At 42.1% G+C, this 25852-nt stretch carries 21 protein-coding genes and 1 tRNA gene; 15 read left to right on the top strand and 7 right to left on the bottom strand.

What is annotated here, in order from left to right; all coding sequences use genetic code 11:
• Nucleotides 1–6 precede the first annotated feature (6 nt).
• The 7 genes from LI074_RS05645 to LI074_RS05675 all read left to right on the top strand — a co-directional run bounded on the left by LI074_RS05645 (nt 7) and on the right by LI074_RS05675 (nt 9275).
• Complete coding sequence (locus LI074_RS05645) at nt 7–1428, top strand: LCP family protein (RefSeq protein ID WP_008706102.1); 1422 nt, start codon at nt 7–9, stop codon at nt 1426–1428.
• Nucleotides 1429–1516: 88 nt separating this feature from the next.
• Nucleotides 1517–2461 (top strand): glycosyltransferase family 2 protein, encoded by a 945-nt coding sequence (locus tag LI074_RS05650; protein ID WP_020993488.1) that lies wholly within the window; start codon nt 1517–1519, stop codon nt 2459–2461.
• A gap of 196 nt (nt 2462–2657) precedes the next feature.
• On the top strand, nt 2658–4073 hold the full coding sequence (locus tag LI074_RS05655; protein WP_008706097.1) for a S1C family serine protease: 1416 nt from the start codon (nt 2658–2660) through the stop codon (nt 4071–4073).
• 213 nt (nt 4074–4286) lie between these two features.
• Complete coding sequence (gene clpX / locus LI074_RS05660) at nt 4287–5705, top strand: ATP-dependent Clp protease ATP-binding subunit ClpX (protein WP_008706095.1); 1419 nt, start codon at nt 4287–4289, stop codon at nt 5703–5705.
• A 55-nt stretch (nt 5706–5760) separates the two neighbouring features.
• On the top strand, nt 5761–6348 hold the full coding sequence (locus LI074_RS05665) for a DUF7575 domain-containing protein (RefSeq protein ID WP_173744682.1): 588 nt from the start codon (nt 5761–5763) through the stop codon (nt 6346–6348).
• Nucleotides 6349–6486: 138 nt separating this feature from the next.
• Nucleotides 6487–7992 carry a fibronectin type III domain-containing protein gene (locus LI074_RS05670; RefSeq protein ID WP_055059809.1) on the top strand — a complete coding sequence of 502 codons (1506 nt, stop codon included), beginning with the start codon at nt 6487–6489 and terminating at the stop codon, nt 7990–7992.
• Between the two features lie 155 nt (nt 7993–8147).
• Nucleotides 8148–9275, top strand: a complete 1128-nt coding sequence (locus tag LI074_RS05675) for a fibronectin type III domain-containing protein (protein ID WP_226852738.1) — start codon at nt 8148–8150, stop codon at nt 9273–9275.
• A 52-nt stretch (nt 9276–9327) separates the two neighbouring features.
• Here LI074_RS05675 and LI074_RS05680 read toward each other — a convergent pair.
• Nucleotides 9328–9411 (bottom strand) — tRNA-Leu (locus LI074_RS05680).
• A 411-nt stretch (nt 9412–9822) separates the two neighbouring features.
• Here LI074_RS05680 and LI074_RS05685 point away from each other — a divergent pair.
• From LI074_RS05685 to LI074_RS05695, 3 genes are all read left to right on the top strand, one after another.
• Entirely contained in the window at nt 9823–10899 is a 1077-nt protein-coding gene (locus LI074_RS05685) for a carbamoyl phosphate synthase small subunit (RefSeq protein ID WP_055059811.1), read from the top strand.
• Nucleotides 10899–14114: a carbamoyl-phosphate synthase large subunit gene (gene carB / locus LI074_RS05690; protein ID WP_008706090.1), complete on the top strand. Its 3216-nt coding sequence runs from the start codon at nt 10899–10901 to the stop codon at nt 14112–14114. The genes LI074_RS05685 and carB overlap by 1 nt, the downstream gene beginning before the upstream one ends.
• Nucleotides 14115–14393: 279 nt before the next feature.
• Complete coding sequence (locus LI074_RS05695) at nt 14394–15302, top strand: undecaprenyl-diphosphate phosphatase (RefSeq protein ID WP_008706089.1); 909 nt, start codon at nt 14394–14396, stop codon at nt 15300–15302.
• Nucleotides 15303–15391: 89 nt separating this feature from the next.
• On the opposite strand, the gene LI074_RS05700 is transcribed toward LI074_RS05695, so the two are convergent.
• Both LI074_RS05700 and LI074_RS05705 read right to left on the bottom strand, forming a co-directional pair.
• Nucleotides 15392–16330 carry a substrate-binding domain-containing protein gene (locus LI074_RS05700; protein ID WP_055059812.1) on the bottom strand — a complete coding sequence of 313 codons (939 nt, stop codon included), beginning with the start codon at nt 16328–16330 and terminating at the stop codon, nt 15392–15394.
• Nucleotides 16323–16535, bottom strand: coding sequence for a TOBE domain-containing protein (locus tag LI074_RS05705; protein WP_008706085.1), 213 nt, complete (start codon nt 16533–16535; stop codon nt 16323–16325). Before LI074_RS05705 ends, LI074_RS05700 begins: the two co-directional genes overlap by 8 nt.
• Nucleotides 16536–16914: 379 nt before the next feature.
• Between LI074_RS05705 and modA the strand changes: the two genes are divergently transcribed.
• Genes modA through LI074_RS05720 form a run of 3 tightly spaced genes read left to right on the top strand, consistent with a single transcriptional unit; the run spans nt 16915 to nt 19570 of the window.
• Nucleotides 16915–17814, top strand: a complete 900-nt coding sequence (modA, locus tag LI074_RS05710; RefSeq protein ID WP_173744683.1) for a molybdate ABC transporter substrate-binding protein — start codon at nt 16915–16917, stop codon at nt 17812–17814.
• A 2-nt stretch (nt 17815–17816) separates the two neighbouring features.
• Nucleotides 17817–18512, top strand: coding sequence for a molybdate ABC transporter permease subunit (gene modB, locus LI074_RS05715; protein WP_020993484.1), 696 nt, complete (start codon nt 17817–17819; stop codon nt 18510–18512).
• Nucleotides 18512–19570, top strand: coding sequence for a sulfate/molybdate ABC transporter ATP-binding protein (locus LI074_RS05720; protein ID WP_020993483.1), 1059 nt, complete (start codon nt 18512–18514; stop codon nt 19568–19570). Before modB ends, LI074_RS05720 begins: the two co-directional genes overlap by 1 nt.
• 190 nt (nt 19571–19760) lie before the next feature.
• Here LI074_RS05720 and LI074_RS05725 read toward each other — a convergent pair whose 3' ends face one another.
• The 3 genes from LI074_RS05725 to LI074_RS05735 form a co-directional block, all read right to left on the bottom strand.
• A complete protein-coding gene (locus LI074_RS05725) occupies nt 19761–20849 on the bottom strand; it encodes a PucR family transcriptional regulator (protein WP_008706081.1) in 1089 nt (362 codons plus the stop codon).
• Nucleotides 20850–20993: 144 nt separating this feature from the next.
• Nucleotides 20994–22106 (bottom strand): ABC transporter ATP-binding protein, encoded by a 1113-nt coding sequence (locus tag LI074_RS05730; protein ID WP_055059814.1) that lies wholly within the window; start codon nt 22104–22106, stop codon nt 20994–20996.
• A gap of 406 nt (nt 22107–22512) precedes the next feature.
• Nucleotides 22513–23523, bottom strand: coding sequence for an ABC transporter substrate-binding protein (locus tag LI074_RS05735; protein ID WP_055059815.1), 1011 nt, complete (start codon nt 23521–23523; stop codon nt 22513–22515).
• A gap of 270 nt (nt 23524–23793) precedes the next feature.
• Between LI074_RS05735 and LI074_RS05740 the strand changes: the two genes are divergently transcribed.
• Nucleotides 23794–24600 carry a helix-turn-helix domain-containing protein gene (locus LI074_RS05740; RefSeq protein WP_055059816.1) on the top strand — a complete coding sequence of 269 codons (807 nt, stop codon included), beginning with the start codon at nt 23794–23796 and terminating at the stop codon, nt 24598–24600.
• A gap of 458 nt (nt 24601–25058) precedes the next feature.
• On the opposite strand, the gene LI074_RS05745 is transcribed toward LI074_RS05740, so the two are convergent.
• Nucleotides 25059–25205 carry a hypothetical protein gene (locus LI074_RS05745; RefSeq protein WP_242859363.1) on the bottom strand — a complete coding sequence of 49 codons (147 nt, stop codon included), beginning with the start codon at nt 25203–25205 and terminating at the stop codon, nt 25059–25061.
• Between the two features lie 465 nt (nt 25206–25670).
• Between LI074_RS05745 and LI074_RS05750 the strand changes: the two genes are divergently transcribed.
• The coding region (locus LI074_RS05750; protein ID WP_173704937.1) for a helix-turn-helix domain-containing protein at nt 25671–25852 on the top strand (182 nt) is incomplete at its 3' end.

Raw genomic sequence — 25852 nt, forward strand, 5'->3', positions numbered from 1 at the left:
AAAGGCATGGCTAAACCAGGAAAAAAGAAAAAAGTACTGTTTGTGCTTGAGATCATTGTACTGCTGCTGTTTATTGGCGGGCTGTATGTGTATGGACAGATTTCTTCCAGGCTGGATAAGATCGAGCAGCCGGAACTGAAAAAGGAAAAAATAGTCGTAAACCAGGAAGCACCAAAGATGACAGGATACAAGACCTATGTGCTGTTTGGTATTGATACCAGAGGGGAAGGCTCCCAGTATTCTGCACAGAACAGTGATACCATGATCATTGTGAGTGTAAACAACGATACAAAAGAAGTGCGTATGGTTTCCGTATACAGAGATACACTTCTCAATGTTGGAGATGATACCTATACGAAGGCAAATGCAGCCTATGCGCTGGGTGGTCCGGAACAGGCGATCACTATGTTAAATACAAACCTGGATCTGGATATTTCCGATTATGCGACGGCCGATTTTTCTGCACTTGTAGAAGTGGTAGATGATCTTGGCGGTCTTGATATTCCGTTATCTTATGCGGAAATTGAACATATGAATAACTATTGCGTGGAAACATCCAAGCTGACAGGGAAAGATTACACTCCAATCGAGAAACCGGAGCCAAAGCCGGAAGATGAGGAAGCCATTGTAGGAACTTATCATCTGAACGGTGTACAGGCGACATCCTATTGCCGTATCCGTTATACTGCAAGTCTGGATATGGGACGTACAGAGCGTCAGAGACGAGTACTTGGAATGCTCTTTGATAAGGCGAAGATAGCAGGTCTTTCTTCTATCTTTAAGATTATGGATGATGTATTCCCGATGGTTACAACATCTCTTTCAAAACAGGATATTCTGGGACTTATTCCGACTCTGATCGGATATAAATTTACAGACAGTACGGGATTCCCGCAGAAGTTTAAATTCTCTAATATCAAGGGAAGTATTATTGTTCCTACTGATCTTGAGAACAATGTAGTTGAACTTCACAAGTTCCTGTATGATGATCAGGATTATACTCCGTCTTCTGAGGTAGTGGCCCGCAGTAATAAGATACTTGAGATCGTCGGCGGAGAAGGTAAGCTGGATGATGCAGCCAAGACTACGACACAGGACACTGATACCACAAATGCAAATGACACTTTTGTATGGTCCGGCGATAATACCTCCGGCAGTACGGATAACAGCGGCGATTATGACAGTGATTATGATAACGGCGGTTATGATGGCGGTTATGATAATGGCGGCGATGACACCGGCAGTGACACTGGTGGTGGAGACTACGACGGCGGCGATGACACCGGTGGTGGAGACTACGACGGCGGCGATGACACCGGTGGAGATGAGACCGGCGGCGATGACACCGGTGGAGATGAGACAGGCGGCGACGATGGATTCAGCGATGATTCAGCAGCAGATTCCGGAGCAAGTTCTGAAGAACAGTAACAGGGAACTGCTATAAAAATATAAATAATAGAAAAGAGGACCATCTGTTGGAAAGGATGGTCCTCTTTTCAGATAAGGAGTGTTGAGGATGACGCATAAGGAAAAATATAATGACACTGTGACAGTTGATGTAATCATTCCTGCCTATCGTCCCGGCAGAGAATTTGGAGAACTGCTGCACAGACTGGAAGAACAGGAATATCGTCCCCGCAGGATTCTGGTTATGAATACGGGAGAGCAGTACTGGAACAGAGAATGGGAGAAATGTCCGATCCTTGAGGTTCATCACCTGGAACAGAAGGATTTTGATCATGGCGGAACCAGAAGAAGGGCAGCAGAACTTTCGAATGCAGATATTATGATCTTTATGACACAGGATGCTCTCCCTGCTGACAGAAAAGTAATTGGAAATCTTGTCTGTGCTGTCAGTGAAAATCCGGGTGCAGGAGCAGCCTATGCAAGACAATTGCCTAAGGCAGACTGTCGCTTTCTGGAACGTTATACCCGTTCTTTTAATTATCCGGAGCAGTCCTCGGTAAAGTCACTGGATGATATTGATAAGTACGGGATCAAGACCTATTTCTGTTCTAATGTGTGCGCGGCCTATGATAAAGGGATTTATCTGAAAACAGGCGGTTTTACAGAGCGGGCGATTTTCAATGAAGATATGATCTGTGCCGGAACAATGATTCAGAAAGGCTATTCAGTTGTCTATGCGGCAGATGCGAGAGTATATCATTCCCATAATTATTCCGGAAGACAGCAGTTCCACAGAAACTTCGATCTGGGAGTATCCCAGGCAGAGCATCCGGAGATTTTTGAAGGAGTACCTTCTGAGGGAGAGGGAATCCGTCTGGTAAAAAGAAGCCTGGGCTATCTGATAAGAACGGGACACTTCTGGCTGATTCCTCAGCTGATCTGGCAGAGCGGAATGAAATATGCAGGATATTTCCTGGGGAAAAGATACAGAAAACTTCCCCGGAAAGTTGTTCTTGCATGTACCATGAGTCCATATTACTGGAACAGAAAATAAAGGTAAGCGGATAACCTTAAGACACGCCAATTTACGATAATTGTCACATTTTGAACACAATTAATTGATATACTGATTCCAGAGTTCAGGAGAAGAATTGCTGTAACTGTGCAGAAATAAAACAGTTACAGATCATTGTTTATTTCGGGGAGTGCTCCGATAAACAGTAATACAGGAACAGAAGGGAGCAGATTACATGAATGATGAAAGAAACCTGGGTGAAAAAACAGATGATTCCGGTCAGCAGCCCAGATATGAACATTATCAGTTCCATGAAGAACAGGGAACTGTTTTGAAACCATCCGGTCCCTCTGGACACAGAAGAAATCAGAATTCTTTTCAGAAAAAAGCAGGGACGACAATCGCACTGGCTGTGATCTTTGGCCTGGTGGCGGCAGTTGTATTTCAGGCGGCGAATTTTGCAGCAGACAGATTCCTGAATACAGGTAAGTCTTCGGTGCAGATTAAAACTACAGACAGTGTGGATCTTCAGGAAACGGCATCAGATGACAGCACTGCCGATAAGGTGCTGTCTGACTCTGAGAATGGAACAGTAGCAGCAGTGGCTCAGGCTTCCATGCCTTCTGTAGTTGCGATCACTACTGTCAGTGTTCAGGAAATACCAAGCTTTTTCGGATATAGTTCCCGCCAATATAAGAGTGCGTCAACAGGTTCAGGGATTATCGTTGGAGATAATGATGATGAGCTTCTGATCGCAACGAATAATCACGTGGTGGATGGAGCTACAACTCTGAGTGTCTGCTTTATCGGGGATGATGTGGCAAATGCAGAGACAGAGACTGTGAATGCGGGAGATAATGGAGATCTGAATGTAGAGGATGCAGTCAGTGCCAAGATTAAGGGTACAGATGCTGATAATGATCTGGCAGTAGTTGCGGTGAAGAAATCGGATATCCCTGAGGACACTTTAAATCAGATCAAGATTGCTCAGATAGGAAGTTCGGATGATCTGGCAGTAGGGCAGCAGGTAGTTGCGATCGGTAATGCGCTTGGATATGGTCAGTCTGTAACATCAGGCTGGATAAGTGCATTGAACCGGACGATTTCTACAGATGACGGAACGAACAGTACAGGGCTGATCCAGACGGATGCGGCGATCAATCCGGGTAACAGTGGTGGTGCACTTTTGAATATGAAAGGCGAGCTGATCGGCATCAATTCTGCAAAATACGCAGACAGTGCCGTAGAAGGTATGGGATATGCCATTCCTATTTCCAAAGCAAAGCCTATTCTGGAAGAACTGATGAATCGTGAGACCAGGGAGAAAGTAGACAGCAGCAAAAAAGGATATCTGGGAGTAAGTCTTGCCAGTCTGACCACAGAGGCAATTGAGATGTATAATATGCCCACAGGCGCTTTTGTAAGAAATGTGGAGAATGATTCCCCGGCACAGGAGGCAGGTATCTGTAAAGGCGACATCATCGTAAAATTCGATGGACAGAAAGTCAGTGATGGTGATGATCTGCTGGATAAACTGCAGTATTATAAATCGGGAGAGAAGATTGAGGCAGTTATTGCAAGAGCCACTAATGGGGAATATGAAGAAAATACTATAGAGCTGACTCTCGGCACCAGACCGGACAATGAATAAAACAAAAGACATCGCCCATGCGGCGGTGTCTTTTATAATATTATCAGTGAACAGTAACCCAGGCAGGATTCTTTTTGTGTTTATAAAACTTTCATTTTGTTATAAGGGAATTGTATGATATAATTCAGTTAAATAAGCGTAATGATCCAGCAGCCTGCTATCCTGCAGGAGCACTGTACTGTTACGAATAAGAGGATATAGAAAGGAGTCATTATGAGCGAGAACTATAATGATGATGAAATAATAGACAGCAGCGAAGATACAGAGAAAAAGAGAAACAAATCCGAAAAATTCTGTTTTCTCTGCCGCAGACCTGAGAGCAAGGCCGGTCCGATGATCGAACTTCCCAATAACATACATGTCTGCACGGATTGTATGCAGAAGAGCTTTAATTCTATGAATCAGCAGTTTAATGAGGGTAAGTTCAATTATTCTGACCTGTTGAATATGCCGAATGTGAGCATGATCGATCTGGGCAGCTTCCAGAATCCGGTGCAGCAGCCAAAGAAAGAAAAAAAGAAAAAGAAACAGGAAAAACCGGTTCTGGATCTGAAAAATATTCCTGCTCCCCATAAGATCAAAGAAACCCTTGACCAGTATGTGATCGGTCAGGAGAAAGCCAAGAAAGTAATGTCTGTAGCGGTTTACAATCACTATAAACGTGTGGCAACAGATACAATGGATGAGATTGAAATTGAGAAATCTAATATGCTGATGATCGGACCAACCGGATGCGGTAAAACCTATCTGGTTAAAACCCTGGCGAAACTTCTGGATGTGCCGCTTGCAATTGCAGATGCCACTTCTCTTACAGAAGCCGGTTATATTGGCGATGATATAGAGAGCGTTGTTTCCAAACTTCTGGCGGCGGCAGATAATGATGTGGAGCGTGCCGAGCATGGTATTATTTTCATTGATGAGATTGATAAGATTGCCAAGAAGAAGAACACCAACCAGAGAGATGTCAGTGGTGAGGCAGTGCAGCAGGGAATGCTGAAGCTTCTTGAGGGAAGTGAGGTGGAAGTTCCTGTAGGTGCAAACAGCAAAAACGCAATGGTACCGCTTGTAACTGTTAATACACGTAATATTCTGTTTATCTGTGGCGGTGCTTTTCCTGATCTGGAGAATATCATTAAAGAAAGGCTGAACAAGCAGGCATCTATCGGTTTTTATGCAGACCTGAAGGATAAATATGATAATGATCCTCATCTGCTTCAGAAAGTAACAGTGGAGGATATCCGCAGTTTTGGAATGATTCCGGAATTTATCGGACGACTTCCGATCATCTTTACTCTGGACGGATTGAATGAGGATATGCTTGTGAAGATCCTGCAGGAGCCGAAGAATGCGATTCTTAAACAGTATCAGAAACTTCTTGCACTGGATGAAGTGAAACTGGAATTTGAAGACGGGGCGCTTCATGCAATTGCTGCGAAAGCACTGGAGAGAGATACAGGTGCCAGGGCACTTCGCGCGATACTGGAAGAGTATATGCTGGATATCATGTATGAGATTCCGAAAGATGACAGCATAGGAGAGGTTGTGATCACAAGAGAATACATAGAAGGAAACGGTGGTCCGAAGATCCTTCTTCGCGGACAGGAGCCGATCCTGCTGGAGGGTAGTCATTAATTAAAATAGTTTTGTTCTTGCATTATGAGGACAATAATGGAAGGGAGTAAATATTATGGGAACAGATTTTTTTGATGGATTAGTTAAGACATTTTCAAAAACAACGAAGGAACTGGGAAAGACAACAAGAGAATTAGGTGCCCGCGCAGAGCAGACGATCGAGGCACAGAAGATAAGAAGTAAAATCACAGGAGAAGAGCGCATTATTGAGAAAATCAAAGTTGATATCGGTGATATTGTTTACAGACGACATTCTCAGGGTGATGGAATTGATAGTGAGTTAAGTGCTTTATGTCAGGAGATTGATCAGCATTATCTGAAAATCAGGGAGTATAAGGATAATGCTGCGAACCTGAAAGGAGAGAAAATCTGCCCGTCCTGCGAGCGGGAGGTAGATATTAATGTAAGTTTCTGTCCGTATTGCGGAACGTCATGCCCGACTCCGGAACTGGCGAAGAATGTGGAAAATGACACTGTATCTTCAGATGAAGATGAAGATGGGAGTAATGAGCCGGAAGAAACACCGGCAGAAGAATTACAGCCGGAAGAACCAGAGACAGAGAAAACAGCAGAAACAGAACCAGCACAGGAACAGCCGGTGGAAGAAACACCAGTGGAAAAAGAAACAATGGAAGAGAAGTAAGTAACTGCAGGGTAAATTATTTTTACAGATTTACCAGATAATTACAGTATAATTAAAAATATGTTGCAAATTGATATGGAATATGATAATTTTATATCGTATCAAAAGGTATGAAAATTACGAACAGGAGAGGGAAAGATGAAAAACAGAAAATTAAATCAGTTATTAGTCGCAGGAATGATCAGTGCAGCTATGATGACTTCTGGTATCAGCGTTCAGGCTGCTGATTTTAGTGATGATACATCAACAGTAGAAGAACAGTCTGTTGGCTCAGCAGAAGAGGAAGCTCCGGAGGTAGAGGACGGATCTGAATTTCAGTCCGATGCTGCTGAAGCATCATCAGCAGTAGCAGTCAGTTCAGCGAACTTCCCGGATGCAAAGTTCCGCCAGTATGTTTTAGACAATATTGATACAGACAAGGATAAGAAACTTTCAGCGGCAGAGATCAAAGCAGCCAAGACGATTGATGTTTCAGGACTTGGAATTTCCAACCTGAAAGGTATTGAACGTTTTACCTATGCGACAGATCTGTTTGCGGCAAATAACAAACTTACTTCTGTAAATATTACAAAGAATACAAAAGTTGCATATCTGAATCTGAGTAATAACAGTCTTGCAGGAACTCTGGATCTCAGCAAATGCACAAATCTTCGTGTAGTGAAGTATGGAAGCAATAAACTGACAAAGGTAGTAATGCCTTCCAAGAAATATCTGAAGAATCTGGATTTCGTAGATGCAAGCTCCAATAAATTTACCACACAGGCAAATGCAGGACTGAACATCGGAGATACTGATTATGTAAAGAGTCTTTCAGAAGTCAATGCCTCCAATAATGCCATCACTTCATTTAACTGTGCCGGATTTCAGGGAATCCTTGATCTTAGAAACAATAAGATCACAAATCTGAAACTGGAAAACAGCAAGGAAGGATCTCAGGTAGTTTCCTTATACCTTGACGGAAACTCACTGAGTAAGACACCTTCTATTGACTTTACACCGGAATGGATTGCCGTACCTCAGCAGTTCAGCTGTGATGCAAAGGTTTCATCCAAGGTCAAAATGCTGAAGGCAACTGCATCCATCACATCTGCAACATGGGATCAGATCGTGGTAAACGTTGGTTCCAGTACAGATGATGCTTCTTACAAACTGGAGAAGAAAACAGGCAACGGTGCATATGAAACTGTTAAAACATGGGATAATGGTGATCTGGCTGACGCAGAGTTCGGAGAAGATTACACAGATAATGTGATTTCTACAGGAACAGTCTACACATACAGAGTTACAGCAACTGTACAGGTAAAAGATGCCAATAAGAACCTCAGATCCTGGTCAAATTCCGCAGAAGTGAAAGCTACAGCAACAGGTACAAAGCCGGCAATCTCTGTGAAGTCCACCAAAAAAGGTGTGGCAACCGTAAGCTGGAAGGCTGTTGCAGGTGCAGACGGATATGATGTTTACTGTGGATCATCCAAGAAATCCCAGAAGGGTACGGTTGTAAAAGGAACTACAAAGCTGACCGCAAATAAGACAAAACTGACAAGTGGTAAAACTTATTATTTCAGAGCACGCGCATATAAGATGGTAGGATCTGCAAAGGTATATACAGGTTACAGCGCAGTGAAGAGCGTGAAAGTCAAATAATACAAAAATAATTGAGAACAGTATAAAATCAAGCCGGCGATGTGAGAGCAGATATCTTTTACAGAGCCGGCTCTTTGATTATGGCAATTCCGTAAAATACTGTGGACAGTCCGGTATTGCTATAGATGAATTGTTATAGATGGGAGGAATGTCATGTGAAATATATCAGAAAGAGTTTCTTTTTATTTTGGTTGATAGCGGTAATGCTGTTTGGAACAGTATCGGCATCCGCAGCATCTGCAAAACCGGAAACACCGGTATTGTCCGGAACAGCAGCCGGAAACAGAGTGACTCTGAACTGGAATAAAGTAAAGAAGGCCTCCGGCTATCAGATTTTTCTGTATTATAAAGCCTACGGAAAATACAAATGCGTGGAAAGGATCAAGAACAGGAACATTACCAGTTTTACACTGACAGGTTCTGAAGATAAGCTCTACACTTATAAGATACGTTCTTATCTGAAACAGGGAAACAAAACTCTGTACAGCCCATCATCGAAAGCACTGGAGATAAAAACAGCTCCCGGAAAACCTGTGATCACCCGGATAAGAGTGAGAGAAGAAAGCGGAACCCTGATCAAATGGAAAAAAATCAAAACTGCAGAAGGATATCAGATATTCCGGTCAGAATCCGAGGACAGAGGATATAAAAGAATCAATATAGTTTCCGGCAATACAACATTCAGTTATGCAGATACAGGTGCTGTTTCAGGAAAGACTTATTATTACAGAATACGGGCATATGTACGAAATCAGGGAAATGTTGTATATTCTGAACTGAGTGATCCGGCAGAGGCGGTAATGCGAAAGACTATTATGATCGGAGATTCCAGAACAGATATGATGAAAGATGTTGTGGAGAACGATAACATCACATGGATATGTGAGGTTGGAATGGGGTATAAATGGCTTAGAGATACTGCCCTGAAGACCTTGCAGGAGCAGATGAAAGGAAATGAAGATATTTTTGTCTGGCTTGGTGTTAATGATGTATACAATATTTCAAATTATATCAGTCTGCTGAATGAGGAGATTCCAAAATGGAAAGCGCAGGGAGCGGATGCCTATATTGTGGCAGTGGGACAGGTAACCAAAGATCCTTATGTAACAAATGAGGAAATCGAAGATTTCAATGCCAGAATGAAAAAAGAAGTTGCCGGTGCGAAATATGCAGATCTTTATTCTTATCTGAAAAAGCAGGGATATAAGACAACAGACGGAACTCATTACGATAATGAAACCACATGGAAGATTTACCGTTATCTGATGTCTTTTGTGTCATAAGAACAGAAAAAAAGGAAACTGTATCAGTTTCCTTTTTTGAGTAAAAAAATAATGCAGAAGATGGGACTTGAACCCACACGATATTGCTACCACAGGCACCTGAAGCCTGCGCGTCTGCCAATTCCGCCACTTCTGCATTTCTTATTTATCAATCGCTCTCTCGCGACTGCTCATTTATAATAACCGATGTATGGATAAAAGTCAATAGCTTTTTTGAAATTTTTTTAATTTTTTTTACAGTATCATCAAAACGCACAATTTGTTACGTAGAAGTGTAAGCTTCTTCTGATAAACTGCGGAGCAGTTATCCGGTGTAGAGTTGCACAGAGAAGAGGATGATTTAAATTTTATAGAGGTATTTGGATGTGAGAAAGCAGTGAATGCATGTGATTGGATCTGCCTGAAATTACAAAAAAGTTTTTAATATCAACTTAATTATTTTTAGTACCTTATAAGGTTGAAAAAAGCACTTTGCTGTGATACAATCTTGAAGATTTAGGAAAAAATAAGTGATAGACACAATATAAAGATAAGAAAGGGAGATTGTATGAAAGCATTTCTGATATTAGAAGATGGCCATGTGTTCAAAGGTACAAGCATTGGTTCAACGAGAGACGTTATCAGCGAAATCGTCTTTAATACTTCCATGACCGGTTATCTGGAAGTAATGACCGACCCTTCCTATGCAGGACAGGCAGTATGTATGACTTATCCCCTCATTGGGAATTACGGAATTTGTTATGATGACCAGGAGTCATCAAAGCCATGGGTGGACGGCTTTATTGTCCGCGAATTATCCCGTGTCCCAAGTAATTTCAGAAGCGTGGACACGATTCAGCATTTCTTAACAAAGCATGATATTCCAGGTATTGCCGGAATTGATACCAGAGCCTTAACGAAAATCCTTCGTGAGAAAGGTACCATGAACGGTATGATCACCGTCAATGAAAATTATGATTTAGATACAATTATCCCCCAGTTAAAAGCATATACAACAGGTAAGGTAGTAGAGAAGGTAACATGCCGCGAGAAAGAGATTTTAAAAGGCGACGGTCCGAAAGTAGCACTTCTTGACCTGGGAGCTAAGAGAAACATTGCACGTTCCCTGAATGAAAGAGGATGTGAGGTTACAATTTATCCGGCACTGACACCTGCGGAAGAGATTCTGGAGACAAATCCGGATGGCATTATGTTAAGTAACGGCCCTGGAGATCCAAAGGAATGTACTTCTATTATAAAGGAAATAAAAAAATTATATGATTCTGAAGTTCCGATCTTCGCAATCTGTCTTGGACATCAGCTTATGGCTCTTGCAACAGGTGGAGATACTCATAAGATGAAATACGGACACAGAGGCGGAAATCATCCGGTCAAAGACCTTGCAACAGGACGTGTTTACATTTCTTCCCAGAACCATGGTTATGTAGTAGATGCTGAGGGACTTGAAGAGAAAAACATTGCAAAACCTGCATTCGTTAACGTCAATGACGGCACAAACGAAGGTATGGCATACGAAGGAAAGAATATCTTTACTGTACAGTTCCATCCTGAAGCATGCCCGGGACCGCAGGATTCCAGTTACCTGTTTGACAGATTTATGGATATGATGGGAGGAAATAAATAATGCCAAGAAATAAAGACATTAAAAAAGTACTTGTAATTGGTTCCGGCCCGATTATCATCGGCCAGGCAGCAGAGTTTGACTATGCAGGAACACAGGCATGCCGTTCCCTGAAAGAAGAAGGCATTGAGGTTGTTCTTCTTAACTCCAACCCTGCAACCATCATGACAGATAAAGATATCGCTGACAGAGTTTATATCGAGCCTCTGACAGTAGAAGTAGTAGAACAGCTTATCCTGAAAGAGAAACCGGACAGCGTCCTTCCTACACTGGGCGGCCAGGCGGGATTAAACCTTGCCATGGAGCTGGATGAGAAAGGTTTCCTCAAAGAACACAATATAAGACTGATCGGTACAACTGCCCAGACAATCAAGAAAGCGGAGGACCGTCAGGAATTTAAAGATACCATGGAGAAGATCGGTGAGCCGATTGCAGCATCCAAGGTTGTTACAACAGTAGAAGATGGTCTTGCATTTACAAACATCATTGGTTATCCGGTAGTTCTCCGTCCTGCTTACACACTCGGTGGAAGCGGCGGCGGTATCGCTCATAATGAATATGAACTTCGTGAAATCCTAGAGAATGGTCTTCGTCTTTCACGTGTAGGTGAAGTTCTGGTAGAGCGCTGCATCGCAGGATGGAAAGAGATTGAATATGAAGTAATGCGTGACAGTGCAGGAAACTGTATCACAGTCTGCAACATGGAGAACATTGATCCGGTTGGTGTCCACACAGGTGACTCTATCGTAGTTGCTCCATCTCAGACACTGGGAGATAAAGAATATCAGATGCTCCGTACTTCAGCCCTGAACATCATCACAGAACTTGGAATCACAGGTGGATGTAACGTTCAGTACGCTCTGAAACCGGACAGCTTTGAATACTGTGTAATCGAGGTAAACCCGCGTGTAAGCCGTTCCTCTGCACTTGCAAGTAAGGCAACAGGTTACCCGATCGCAAAGGTTGCAGCAAAGATTGCTCTGGGTTACACACTGGATGAGATCCCGAATGCGATCACAGGAAAAACATATGCAAGTTTCGAGCCAATGCTTGACTACTGCGTAGTGAAGATTCCGAGACTTCCATTTGACAAATTTATTACTGCAAAGAGAACCCTTACGACTCAGATGAAAGCTACCGGTGAGGTTATGAGCATCTGCCATAACTTTGAAGGCGCTCTGATGAAAGCAATTCGTTCTCTGGAACAGCATGTAGACAGCCTTATGTCCTACGATTTTACACAGCTTACAGATGAAGAACTTCTGGCAGAACTGGAAATCGTAGATGACCGCAGAATCTGGAAAATCGCAGAAGCAATCCGCCGCGGTATGCCGCAGTCCATGCTTCATGACATTACCAAGATTGATATCTGGTTCATTGATAAGCTGGCAATCCTTGTTGGAATGGAAAATGCACTTAAAACCAGAAAGCTTACAAAAGAGCTTCTTCTGGAAGCAAAGCGCATGGAATTTCCGGATTATATCATTGCTCGTCTGACAGGTAAAACAGAAGAAGAAATCAAAGCTCTTCGTGAAGAATACCAGATCAAAGCAGCATACAAGATGGTTGATACCTGTGCTGCAGAGTTTGCGGCAGCAACACCATATTACTATTCTGTATACGGCGATGAAGGCACAGAGAATGAAGCAGTAGCAACACCGGATAAAAAGAAAATCCTGGTACTTGGTTCCGGTCCGATCCGTATCGGTCAGGGTATTGAGTTCGACTTCTGTTCCGTACACTGTACATGGGCATTTGCAAAAGAAGGCTATGAGACCATTATCATCAACAACAACCCGGAAACAGTAAGTACAGACTTTGATATTGCAGATAAACTGTATTTCGAGCCTCTGACACCGGAAGATGTTGAGAATGTAGTAAATATCGAGAAACCGGACGGAGCAGTTGTACAGTTCGGTGGTCAGACAGCTATCAAATTAACAGAAGCACTGACAAAGATGGGCGTTAAGATTCTCGGAACATCTGCGGAGAACGTAGATGCAGCAGAGGACCGTGAGCTCTTTGATGAGATTCTTGAAAAATGCGAGATCCCGAGACCAAAGGGACAGACAGTATTTACTGCTGAGGAAGCTAAGAAAGCAGCAAATGAGCTGGGTTATCCTGTTCTGGTTCGTCCTTCCTATGTACTTGGTGGTCAGGGCATGAGAATCGCTGTAAGCGATGAGGACGTAGAAGAGTATATTGGTGTGATTAACCAGATTGCACAGGAGCACCCGATCCTTGTTGATAAATACCTGATGGGTAAGGAAATCGAAGTAGATGCTGTATGCGATGGCGAGGATATCCTGATTCCTGGTATCATGGAACATATCGAGCGTGCCGGAATCCACTCCGGTGACAGTATCTCCGTATACCCGGCTAAGACCATCAGCGAGAAAGCAAAAGAGACAATTGCAGAATACACCAGGCGTCTTGCAAGAGCACTGCATGTTATCGGTATGATCAACATCCAGTTCATTGTTCTTGGAGATGATGTATATGTGATTGAGGTTAATCCTCGTTCCAGCCGTACTGTACCGTACATCAGCAAGGTAACAGGAATTCCGATCGTTCCTCTTGCAACGAAGGTAATCCTTGGATACAAGCTGAAAGACATGGGCTATGAACCGGGACTTCAGCCGGAAGCAAAACACTATGCGATCAAGATGCCTGTATTCTCATTTGAGAAGATCCGCGGCGCTGATATCAGTCTTGGACCGGAAATGAAGTCAACAGGTGAGTGCCTTGGTATTGCTGAGACATTCAATGAAGCGCTTTACAAAGCATTTATCGGAGCAGGTATCCGTCTTCCGAAACATAAAAACATGATTATCACTGTCAAAGACGAAGACAAACAGGATATCATCCCGATCGCAAGAAGATTCGAAGCACTTGGATACAGAATCTATGCTACACTGGGAACTGCAAAAGTCCTCAAAGAAAACGGAATCAAAGTTATCCGTACAAATAAGCTGGAGCAGCCTGCACCGAACCTTATGGACCTTATCCTTGGTCATAAGATCGACGTTGTCATCGATACTCCGCCACAGGGTGTAGAGCATCAGAAAGATGGTTTCGTCATCAGACGTAACGCCATCGAGACAGGTGTCAATGTCCTTACTTCTCTGGATACAGCAGAAGCACTGGCAACCAGCCTTGAGAATACAGACCTGAACAATTTATCTCTTATTGATATTGCTACGATTGCAAGAAGATAAAGAACTGATAAATAATATGAAATGATGAAAAGCAGCCGTAATTTTCTCTGTCGGAGAAAAGGCGGCTGTTTTTATCTTATAGAATCAGCAGAAAAATACAGATTACAGTTGTATCAGTGGCATGGTGTGTAATATAATCATATGAGTATTTACAGTGAGTCAGATAGATATATGTGGGTCTTTTGCATTACTTATTATCTGGCAGAAACCTGTCTGATCCGGTTGAAAATCGTTGTAAATAAGAATAACAACAAAAAAGAAAACAGGAAGGGAAAGATTATGGATTTTATTGAACTGTTAAAGGTCATTTTCCTTGGGATTGTAGAGGGAATCACAGAATGGCTCCCGATCAGCAGTACCGGACATATGATCCTGGTGGATGAGTTCCTGAAACTGAATGTGACAGAGGATTTTAAGAATCTGTTTTTCGTAGTGATCCAGCTTGGCGCGATCCTCGCGGTTGTAGTTCTCTACTGGAACAAATTGTGGCCGTTTTATATCAGACCAATTTCAAAGAAACAGCAGGCAGTGCTTAACAGGCATGGTGCAGTATCCAGAGGAATTCTTACTTTTGTGGAGAAGTTCTGTGATAAAGAAAAATGGGTACTCTGGTTTAAAATTATAGTAGCCTGTATACCGACGATTGTTATCGCACTTCCGTTTAATGATGTCATTGAAGAGAAATTTAATAACTATGTAGTAGTTGCCATTGCACTGATCGTATATGGTATCCTCTTCATTGTCATTGAGAATTATAACAAGAGAAGAAGACCAACCTGTACAAATCTGGAAAATCTGTCATTTAAGACTGCACTCATCATCGGTCTGTTCCAGGTACTCTCCGTAGTTCCGGGTACATCCCGTTCAGGTTCCACCATTATCGGTGGTATCCTTGCAGGAACCTCCCGTACAGTAGCAGCAGAATTTACCTTCTTCCTGGGAATCCCGGTCATGTTCGGAGCCAGTCTTCTGAAAATCCTGAAATTCGGTTTCTCTTTCACAGGAACAGAGGTGATGATCCTGATCGTGGGAATGGTAGTGGCATTTGTAGTTTCCATTATCGCGATCAAATTCCTGATGGGATACATAAAGAAACATGACTTTAAGGCATTCGGATGGTACAGAATCGCACTTGGTATTCTGGTGCTTGGATACTTTATCGGAAAAACACTTCTTGGTTGTAAATAATGTATAAGAAAAGCCCTGCTGTATAAGCGGCATGTACGTCATAAGCGTATATCCCGGACAGCAGGGCTTTTTATTATGTTACAGGTTTCTTATATACAGATCATTTCGCCGGTATAAGAGGTATCATAACCTGTCAGATGATGAATCTCAGCTTTGAAATCTTCAGACTGTACAATTTCCACAAGAACAGAGAACCCCGGCTTTCTCACAGATTCCGCAGGAATTGCCAGATACATCTGCATATCAGTCACAGGGACGAAATCAAGTCCCGGAAAGTAACGTGCGATCATTTCTTCTCCAAAAGCAACATTCGCTCTGTGCTCAAAAACAGCAGATGCAGATGACATATCAGAGACAGCTTCATTTCTGTATCCGCTGATTTTTTCAGAAGAGATTCCCCGTTCTTTTAACAGACGGTCCAGATAAACCCTGCGGGCACTTCCCTTTTCACGATTCATAAAAACAACTTTCGGATCCGTCAGGTTCTCCACAGAAGAAATCTTTTCAGGATTTCCGGCCTGTACATAGAAGCCGACAGAGTATTTATATAAAGAAAGAAGTATCAGCGGGATTCCGGGAACCAGGTGACGGATATCATCTATATCCAGACTGGTAGCAGCGATATGTGCCTTTTCGAAATACAGGGAATAAAGTCCGTTATAGTCATTCATATGAGACTGCAGGACAGGAAGGCCATCAGGATGAGCGGACATTTTGCCGAGAAGAAGCTCCAGGGCGGCAGAAGTCTGGCCGCCTAAAATGATACCACTGGAATGAAGCAGATAATCTCTCTTCAGCAGAGAGCTCTCAGGTTCAAAATTAACAGAAGTGTATGGAATATCCTGCCCGCTTTCGGAATTGCCGGAACTGCTTCTGTTAAGATACTGTGTCAACTGATCTTCGCTGACCCTGAGTTGTTTTCCGATTTTGGAAGATTCCAGCTCACCGCGCTTGATAAGTTCATAGACCGTTGTCTTTTTGATCTTTAGACGGTCTGCGACCTCCTGAGCTGTGTAAAGTTTATTCATCAATACCTACCATGACATTAGTAGCCTTGATCACTGCATAAGCATCAGAACCTACTTTCAGGTTTAATTCTTCAACTGCTGCACAGGAGATGGTTGCTGTGATAATGTTTCCACCGCCGATATCAATAGAAACGATGGAGTTTACAGCTCCGTTATTGATACTTACTACTTTCCCTTTTAACTGATTGCGTGCACTTAATTTCATGATAATTACCTCACTGTTTATTATTTTTTTTCTATAGATTTATCGTTACTGTTCACACTCCACTATCCCGCGAGGTGTTTTGGCATGGATATGCCAAAATCCCGAGACATACAAGCCAAAATTCCATTGCCACAGGCAATCTGGAATGAATTTTGGCTGCGTTACTGAGAACGGAGTGAACAGTAACGATTTATCTGATACCCGATCAAAGGCCGGAAAGTTGTTTATGGCAGTAAAAATAAGGCTTTCGACCTTTTATCATTTACATGATAACATATACAAATAAAATTGACAAGAATACAAAAGTTTTGTACAATAGATACAAAAGGAAACAAAACTGAATAAAACAAAACGAAACTAAATGAAAGGCGGTAAAAATATGAGAAAGAAATTAATTGCAGCAATGATGGCAGGAGTACTGAGTGCAGGAATGTTCAGCACAGGAGTTTTCGCAGCGGGTACAGACTTAAAAGGTGAAGTCAACACATTCATCGCAGCAAGCTTAAGCAATGCAATGGAAGAAATCCAGAAAGACTTCAATGAGACATATCCTGATGTTGAAATCCTCTACAATGCAGACAGCTCAGGCACATTACAGACACAGATCGAAGAAGGCGCACGCTGCGATATCTTCTTCTCAGCAGCTGACAAGCAGATGGACGCTCTGGTAGACGAAGATCTGGCTAAGAAAGATACTGTAGAAGATATCCTTGAGAACAAAGTCGTTCTGATCAAACCTAAGGATGGAGAAACAAAAGTTACAGGATTCGAGAACATCACAGATGCGGCCAACATCGCACTTGCAGGTGACAGCGTTCCTGTTGGACAGTATTCCAGAGAAATTTTCGACAATCTTGGAATTGCAGATGAAGTAAATAAGATGGAAATCAATGAAGGTAAAAATGTATCTGAAGTTCTTGCTGCAGTAAGTGAAGGAAGTAATGAGATCGGTATCGTTTATGCTACAGATGCAGCTTCCGTTGCAGATAAAGTAGACGTTATCGCAGAAGCTCCGGCAGATGCACTGAAGACACCTGTTCTCTATCCGGTAGGCCTTATCGAAGACAAAGAGGCATCTGAAGATGATACAGCAGCTACAGAAGCATTCCTTGAGTACATCAAATCTGACGACGCTATGAAAGTATTCGAGAAATACGGATTCACAGCATACAAAGCAGATGATGCTTCCGAAACAGATGATAAAGATGCAGAAGCAACAGAAGAAGCAGATGACACAGAAACAAATGCTGAGACAGAGACAACAGAGGAAGCTAAATAAGAATGAGTGAATTTCTGGCAGAAATAAACTGGAGTCCCTTGTGGATTTCATTGAAAACAGGTTTCACAGCGACTGTGATCGCGTTCTTTCTGGGAATATTCTTTGCGAGACTGGTAATGAAGATGAAACCTTTTTCCAGAGGCATACTGGATGGTATTCTGACCATGCCTCTGGTACTTCCCCCGACAGTGGCCGGTTTCATTCTGCTTTTGCTGTTCAGTCTGAGACGTCCGTTCGGGGCATTTCTGCTGGATAATTTTGATATTAAGATCGTACAGACCTGGAAGGGCTGCGTGATCGCAGCATCTGTAATTGCGTTTCCACTGATGTACCGAAATGCACGCGCTGCATTTGAACAGGTGGATGTGAATTTAATCGCAGCAGGCAAGACACTTGGCATGAGTGACAGAAGAATCTTCTGGACAGTTGTCATGCCGACAGCAGGACCCGGAATCGCATCCGGTACAGTCCTTGCCTTTGCCAGAGCAATCGGAGAATACGGTGCTACATCCATGCTCGCAGGAAACATTCTTGGCAAGACCAGAACCGTTTCCGTTGCCATTGCTTCGGAGACTGCGGCAGGAAATTATGGCATGGCCGGTTTCTGGGTAGTTGTGATCTTGATCATTTCATTTGTGATCGTTGCGGCGATCAATATCGTTTCCGGTAAGGGAATGAAGATGGGCAGGTGGATGTAATGGCAGTCAGTGTGGATATTGAGAAGAAACTTCATGGCTTCACTCTGAAAGTAAAGCTGGAGAGTGATGGTTCTCCAATGGGGATCCTTGGAGCATCCGGAAGCGGAAAAAGTATGACTCTGCGCTGTATTGCAGGAATCCAGACACCGGACTCAGGAAGAATTGTTGTAAATGATAAAGTTCTTTTTGATTCAGAAAAGAAAATCAATCTTAAACCGCAGGAGAGGAAGGTCGGCTATCTTTTTCAGAACTATGCACTTTTTCCTACCATGACTGTAGAGAAGAATATCGCATGCGGATACAGAGGAGATAAGAAACATCTTAAGGCAAAAGTGGCAGATTACATAGAGCGCTATCAGCTTAACGGGCTGGAGAAACGTTATCCGGGACAGCTTTCCGGAGGTCAGCAGCAGCGTGTCGCACTGGCACGAATGATGATCGGAGAACCGGAAGTCATCCTTCTGGATGAACCGTTCTCAGCACTGGATGGATATCTGAAAGATATCATGCAGCGTGATATGCAGAACTTTCTTAATGAGTACACAGGTGATATGATTCTGGTCACTCACAGCCGCGATGAGGCTTACAAGTTCTGCGGACATCTGACAATTCTGGACAGCGGTCAGGCACTTACTACAGGAGAAACCAAGAAACTCTTTGAACGACCCGGTATTCTGCAGGCAGCCAGACTGACAGGGTGTAAAAATTTCTCAACTGTACAGAAAATGGGAAAACACAGTATTTATGCAGTGGACTGGGATTTGATGCTGCAGACCAAAGATGTGGTGCCGGATGATGTTACGCATGTGGGAATCCGCGGTCACTGGATGAAAGGTGCATCTGAAGGCGGAGAGAACCACATGGAAGTGGAAGTTATGGAATATATTGAAACGACCTTTGAACATCAGTATTTACTGAAGAACAAGAAAGGTGGAGACTGTCAGCCGGTCTGGTGGATGTGCCCCAAAGGAAATTTTGAGGAAGATCCGCATGCAAAAGTTCCGAAATATATTCATTTTCCGGAAGAGCATCTGATGCTGCTGAAAGAAGCGAAATAGAATATATAAGAAATAATAAAAAGCGTTGTATTTTCAACAGAGATTTCTGGTGAAGATATAACGCTTTTTTAACCGAATCAAGTAAGTCCCTGCGGAGCCAGTTATTCGGTGTAGAATCGCGTAGCCACGTAGCTGTAAGAGTCTGCCGGTTTGATCACGCAGATGGATGTTATCAAATTGTCTGAGAAATCTATGACGGATGATTTTTAGAATATTTTATGTAGTCCACAACCATCATCGCCAGTTTAAATGTTAATGCATCCTCAAATGCACGGATATCCAGTCCGAATTTTCTCTGCAGCTTCTCAAAGCGGTACACCAGAGTATTTCTGTGTACATAAAGCTGTCTGGAGGTCTCGGAGAGATTCAGGTTATTTTCAAAGAAGGTACGGATGGTGATCAGGGTTTCTTCGTCAATAGAATCCAGAGTTTCCTCTTTGAAGATCTCGTCGATAAACATTTCACATATGGAAACAGGAAGCTGGTAGATCAGTCTGCCGATTCCAAGCTGGTTATATCCGAATACATTTTTATCTGCGTAGAAAATCTTGCCTACTTCAAGGGCTGTATGTGCTTCCTTGTATGCGTCTGGAAGCCTGGAAATATCCTCTGCCAGATTACTGTATGCAACCCATGCGGAAGTCATTGCTTCTGTATTTAACATATCTACAAGCATATATGCAATTGATTCCAGATCCTCATAAGTTTCTGTAGACTGTAATTCTCTGATGATGATAATCCCTGTATCATCAATAGCTGTGATGAAATCTCTGGTACGGGCAGAGAAAATATTCCGGATCGTAGCGAGAGCGTTCTCATCCTTGGTCTGTTTGGTTTCCACAAGAAATACGGCACGCTGAACAGAAGTTGCAATGTGCAGTTTCTTGGCGCAGTTAAAGGCATCTACATCAGAATAACTACCAAGGAGAAGATTCTGCATAAAGGTATTCTTGTCGCTTTTCTCTGCATAGGCAGCCAGGAGACTCTGTACCTGGCATACAGCCAGCTCTCCGATGGTAGCAGTACTTTCTGCTTTTCCCCATACGATCAGAATATAGGAGATGGAATGGTTCTCCATGATCTTATACAGGCAGCAGCTTGTATTGGAAACACACAGGGCACTGCTTTGGCGAAATTCTTCCAGTTTTGATTCTGCAGGAAGTTTTTTATCACAGGTAGAGAGAAAGATATGGTTATCAGAATCCAGCAGACAGAAATCAATCTGGCTGATATTCTTCCAGTCTGTCAGGCATTTCTGTAAAATCTGTTGTATTTTCATTAGGTCAATCCTTTCTTTTGGGGTATGAGTCAGCTTATAGCAATCCTTGCAAATTGTCTGATCGAAGTAATCAGGCAGCCAATTCTATATTATAACATAAAAACCCGGGGAAAACTCCCCGGGTTTATTAAAGATTCCTGAAAATTAGTTGCAGATTGTAAGTTCTGTTTCTTTATCAAAGAAATGAGATTTTTCCATATCGAATGCGAATTTGATCGGATCACCGGTCTTAGCTGTTGTACGAGGATCAACTCGTGCTGTAACCTGAGTTCCGTTTACGTCGAAGTATAAGAATACTTCAGCTCCGAGAAGCTCGTAAACTTTAACTACGGATGTCATCGGTGCGCTTGGAGAAGCTTCGATGAACATCTGGGAATCATGGATATCTTCCGGACGGATACCGAGAACAACTGTTTTACCTACATAGCCGCCATCTTTAAGAGCTTTTGCTTTAGCAGCCGGGATAGCCAGTTCATGATCGCCAACTTTAGCGATAAGGTTGCCGCCTTTTTCGGAGATAACAGCGTCAAGGAAGTTCATCTGCGGAGATCCCATGAATCCTGCAACGAATAAGTTGCCTGGTTTCTGATACAGGTTCTGAGGTGTATCTACCTGCTGAACAACACCGTCTTTCATAACAACGATTCTGGTACCAAGAGTCATAGCCTCTGTCTGGTCATGTGTTACATAGATGATTGTAGCACCCAGTCTCTGGTGGATCTTGGAAATCTCGATACGCATCTGTACACGAAGTTTAGCATCCAGGTTGGAAAGAGGCTCATCCATAAGGAATACCTTAGGATTACGTACGATAGCACGTCCCATAGCAACACGCTGTCTCTGACCACCGGAAAGAGCCTTCGGTTTACGATCAAGAAGTTTCTCAAGGTCAAGGATTCTTGCAGCTTCACGAACTGCTTTATCAATCTGGTCTTTCGGAACTTTACGAAGTTTAAGTCCGAATGCCATGTTATCATATACTGTCATATGAGGATACAGAGCGTAGTTCTGGAATACCATTGCGATATCACGGTCTTTAGGCTCTACATCGTTCATAACTTTGTCACCAATCTTTAATGTACCGCCGGAAATTTCTTCCAGACCGGCAATCATACGAAGTGTAGTAGATTTACCACATCCTGAAGGTCCTACGAAAATGATGAATTCTTTATCTTCGATCTCCAGATTGAAATCTTTAACTGCCTGGAAACCATTTGGGTAAGTTTTGTTAATGTGCTGTAATGATAAGCTTGCCATGATTATTATTCCTCCAAAATTATTTCATATTGTTTTTGCTGATTGATTACTCGTTTCTTTCATCTGTAGATAGTATAGCGAAAAGGAGGGGGGATGGCTAGGGAAGAATCGTACAAAGATTTTTTTCGTTTCTTGTCATTCTGACGAAAAGCCGTAACCAGTATCTGGGGATTCCGTCAAACTGTCAAAAGACATAAGAAAAACGCAGGACAAAATGACGAAATTCTGTCTGCGTTTCTCGAAATTGGAGTTAAAATATGGTTCTTTTTTACTACCTGTTACTCAAAGTATATATAAGATTATGGTTTGGCTGAATCAAGTCAAAAATCTCTGACAATATGAAGGAACGGATGAGAAGAGACGAATATCGGGCTAAAATTACAGGAGGATCAGAAAAAGCAAATCATCAGGAAGCATTTTGCGCAAATTCTGTGTTGACCAGTTCTGTATACGGTGTACGTTCTTTCAGTTCACCTGCATCTTCCAGGATATCCTGCAGCAGTTCAAAACCATCCTGCCCGAACACCAGATTTTCTTTCCAGGTGTCCTGATCGTAATAACGTTTTACAATGGCTGTGATGGTATCCAGATCTGTTTCAGGGAACTGTGGCTCGATTACTTCTGCAATCTCCTCTGGAGTATGGCTCTGAACGTAGTCCATACCTTTCTGCAGAGCATCAGTGAATTTCTGCATGATATCAGGATTTTTTTCCATATAGCTGGTTTTGGCACTGTAGGAGGTATAAGGCACATAGCCGGAGTCAACACCAAGGGATGCCACGACATACCCAGCGCCCTGCTTTTCAAGAGCAGTAGCAGACGGCTCAAATTCTACAGTGAAATCTGCCGAATCATCTCCTGTAAAAGCAGCCGCAGTAGCGCCGAAGTCAATGCTCTGGTCAATAGACAGATCTTTCTGAGGGTCAAGGCCATTCTGCTTCAGAATATATTCAAATACCATTTCCGGCATGCCACCTTTGCGTCCGCCCAAAACTTTCCTGCCTTTCAGATCTTCCCATTTAAAATCCGGCATTTCTTCTCTTGCCACAAGGAAATTTCCGGCCCGTTGGGTAAGCTGTGCAAAGTTTACAACAGGATCAGTAGCTCCTTCCTGATAGGCATAGATAGATGCTTCTGCTCCCATAAATCCGATGTCCGCCTCGCCGGATATGACGGCAGTCATAGTTTTATCTGCCCCAAAGCCAGTTATAAGCGTCATATCAAGCCCCTCATCTTTAAAATATCCCTCTTCGATTGCCACATACTGCGGTGCATAAAAGATGGAATGGGCTACTTCATTTAAGGTAACTTTTGCAAGCTTCGCCTCATCTTTCTTTGCAGCAAACACTCCCAGCGGCAGTGCAGTCACCGCCAGAACGACTGCTGTCGCTAGTGAAATCCATTTTTTATTTTTCATGCAGACACTCCTTTACCGACTTCTTCTGTTAGAGTATGCATAATTAATTAATTGGTGACCAGGGGGGACATACAAAGTATCGCAAAACACAGCCTCCATGATTCCTTTTGTTAGGATATGCCCCCAAAATCAACTGCTAATCACGATCAACTTTCCCATTAGTTAAAAAATATGAATTTTATTTAACAACAATTCAATTGTGTCCAATTTCCAATCATGCTATGATTTAATCACAAAAGCTTTTGAAATTTCAATCAGGAGAGAATTAGGATGAATATTGGAAGTGTGATAAAAAAATATAGAAAAGTGTCTGGTTTCACCCAGGAGGAAATGGCAAACCGCTTAGGAGTAACTACCCCAGCGGTGAATAAATGGGAGAACGGGAACTCCAATCCAGATATTGAACTGTTAGCACCTATTGCAAGGCTGCTACATATTTCCCTTGATACCCTATTGTCTTTTCATGAAAATCTGACAGACGTTGAAATTACAGAACTTATTCAAGAAATGGACAAAATGTTTTCGGTAGAAGGTTACGAAAAAACCTATCAATGGGCAGTAAATATCATAAAAGATTACCCTAACTGCAACATGCTAATCTGGCAGGTGGCGGTGATGCTTGACTCGCGAAGAATCATAGGTCAGTGTGAGCACCCCGATAAGTACGACGAACAGATTAATTTCTGGTACGAAATAGCACTAAATGACAAGGATGAAAAAATCCAGCACCATGCGGCAGATTCTCTGTTCGGATTCTACTTGCGAAAAGGGAATTATGAAATGGCAGAAAAATATCTGAATTATTTTTCCGACTATGATCCCATGAAAAAACTAAAACTTGGACAATTATACATGGAACAGGAAAAAACAGAAGAAGCATATGAAAAGCTGGAAAATGTCGATACAATCTGTGATTTTCAGAAATCAAGATTATATAAACATATAAAATTTCAAGACGCAGAAAATCCATATGCTGAAGAAATGAAAAAAGAACTGATTGCAGGCTTCCAAAATGAAGAAGACTTTGCTTATATGAAAGGCTATAAACCCTGGAAAAAACTATTAGCAAAGTATTGATTCTGATTATGTTTATTGCAAAATAAAAAGCTCTATCCATTCGGAACAGAGCATTTATAGATGAAAGAAATTATTTGGCAGGCGTCGCGGCTCCTGCATCTCTTTTAACACCTCAAATAATCTTAGATTTATAATAACCGGAACCTACCAACTTGTAAACAATAAATATACTATCATGTGAACAGTAACTTTCTTTGACAGAACACATTACAAAGATAAAAATAGATATTGACAAGGAGTAATTGAACCAGTATTATATAAGTACAAAGAAGTCTTTTTCCGGAGTGAGAAAGATATTATTACTTATTCAAAGGAAAGGGGCTCTGGACGAGTTCCTTTTTACATTTCATAAAACTTGATTGTAAAACATATACTATGAACACAAAGTAGCTCTGGATAGGATATTCAGAGTTGTAAAAACGGCGGAAATATCATTGCTGGTATTTCCGCCACTTCTTTTATAGATTCTCCGCGCTATTTAAAGTGATTTTTGTAAGCATCTTATCATCTGTGCTGTCTTTTTTCTCTGCAAATGCTGTCACAGGAAGTGAAGTCACAGCAAGCACAACGGCAGCTGCCAGCGTGATCCATTTTTTATTTTTCATGCAGATACTCCTTTAACAACCGTAGCAAGAATTCCCTCACCTCTATAGGGACGCCACTGAAAAAGTCTTTATTTTGCATAAAGCAGTACAATATAAAGTGTTTTTATTTGTTTTAATCTACTATATAATGTGTATAAAAATAGTTTTTCAGTGGCGTCCTATAGGTGATGGGATGAATTGCACATTCGAGCATGTCTGCTCAAATTCATAAAAAATCACAAAAACACTTGTTCTGATACAATAAATATATTATAATAGAAAAAAGAACAATATGCTCTTGAAAATTGGACGGTCGAAATAAGCAATAAGTGAGTGTACATAATAATTCTCATTCTGTGTTGTTAGCTGATCATGGTTATGAAATATAGCAGAAAGATGCTGGACGATAAAATGTTAGAGAGAGCAAAAGAAATCTTTGAAATATAGCACCTGTTGGAACAATCCATCAGTATATAGAAAGTCAGGGTGAGAAAGATAAACCGGGCAGTAAAAATAAGGATTTATCCCAATAAAGAACAGATAACTCAGATAGAAAAAACGATCGGCTGCAGCCGTTTTCTCTATAACCGGATGCTTGCGGATAAGATCCGTTATTATCAGGAAGAAAAAAAGATGCTGAAAAATACGCCGGCCGGATATAAAAAAGA

Source organism: Blautia sp. MSK18_10, assembly GCF_020553185.1.
Taxonomy (GTDB): domain Bacteria; phylum Bacillota; class Clostridia; order Lachnospirales; family Lachnospiraceae; genus Blautia_A; species Blautia_A wexlerae.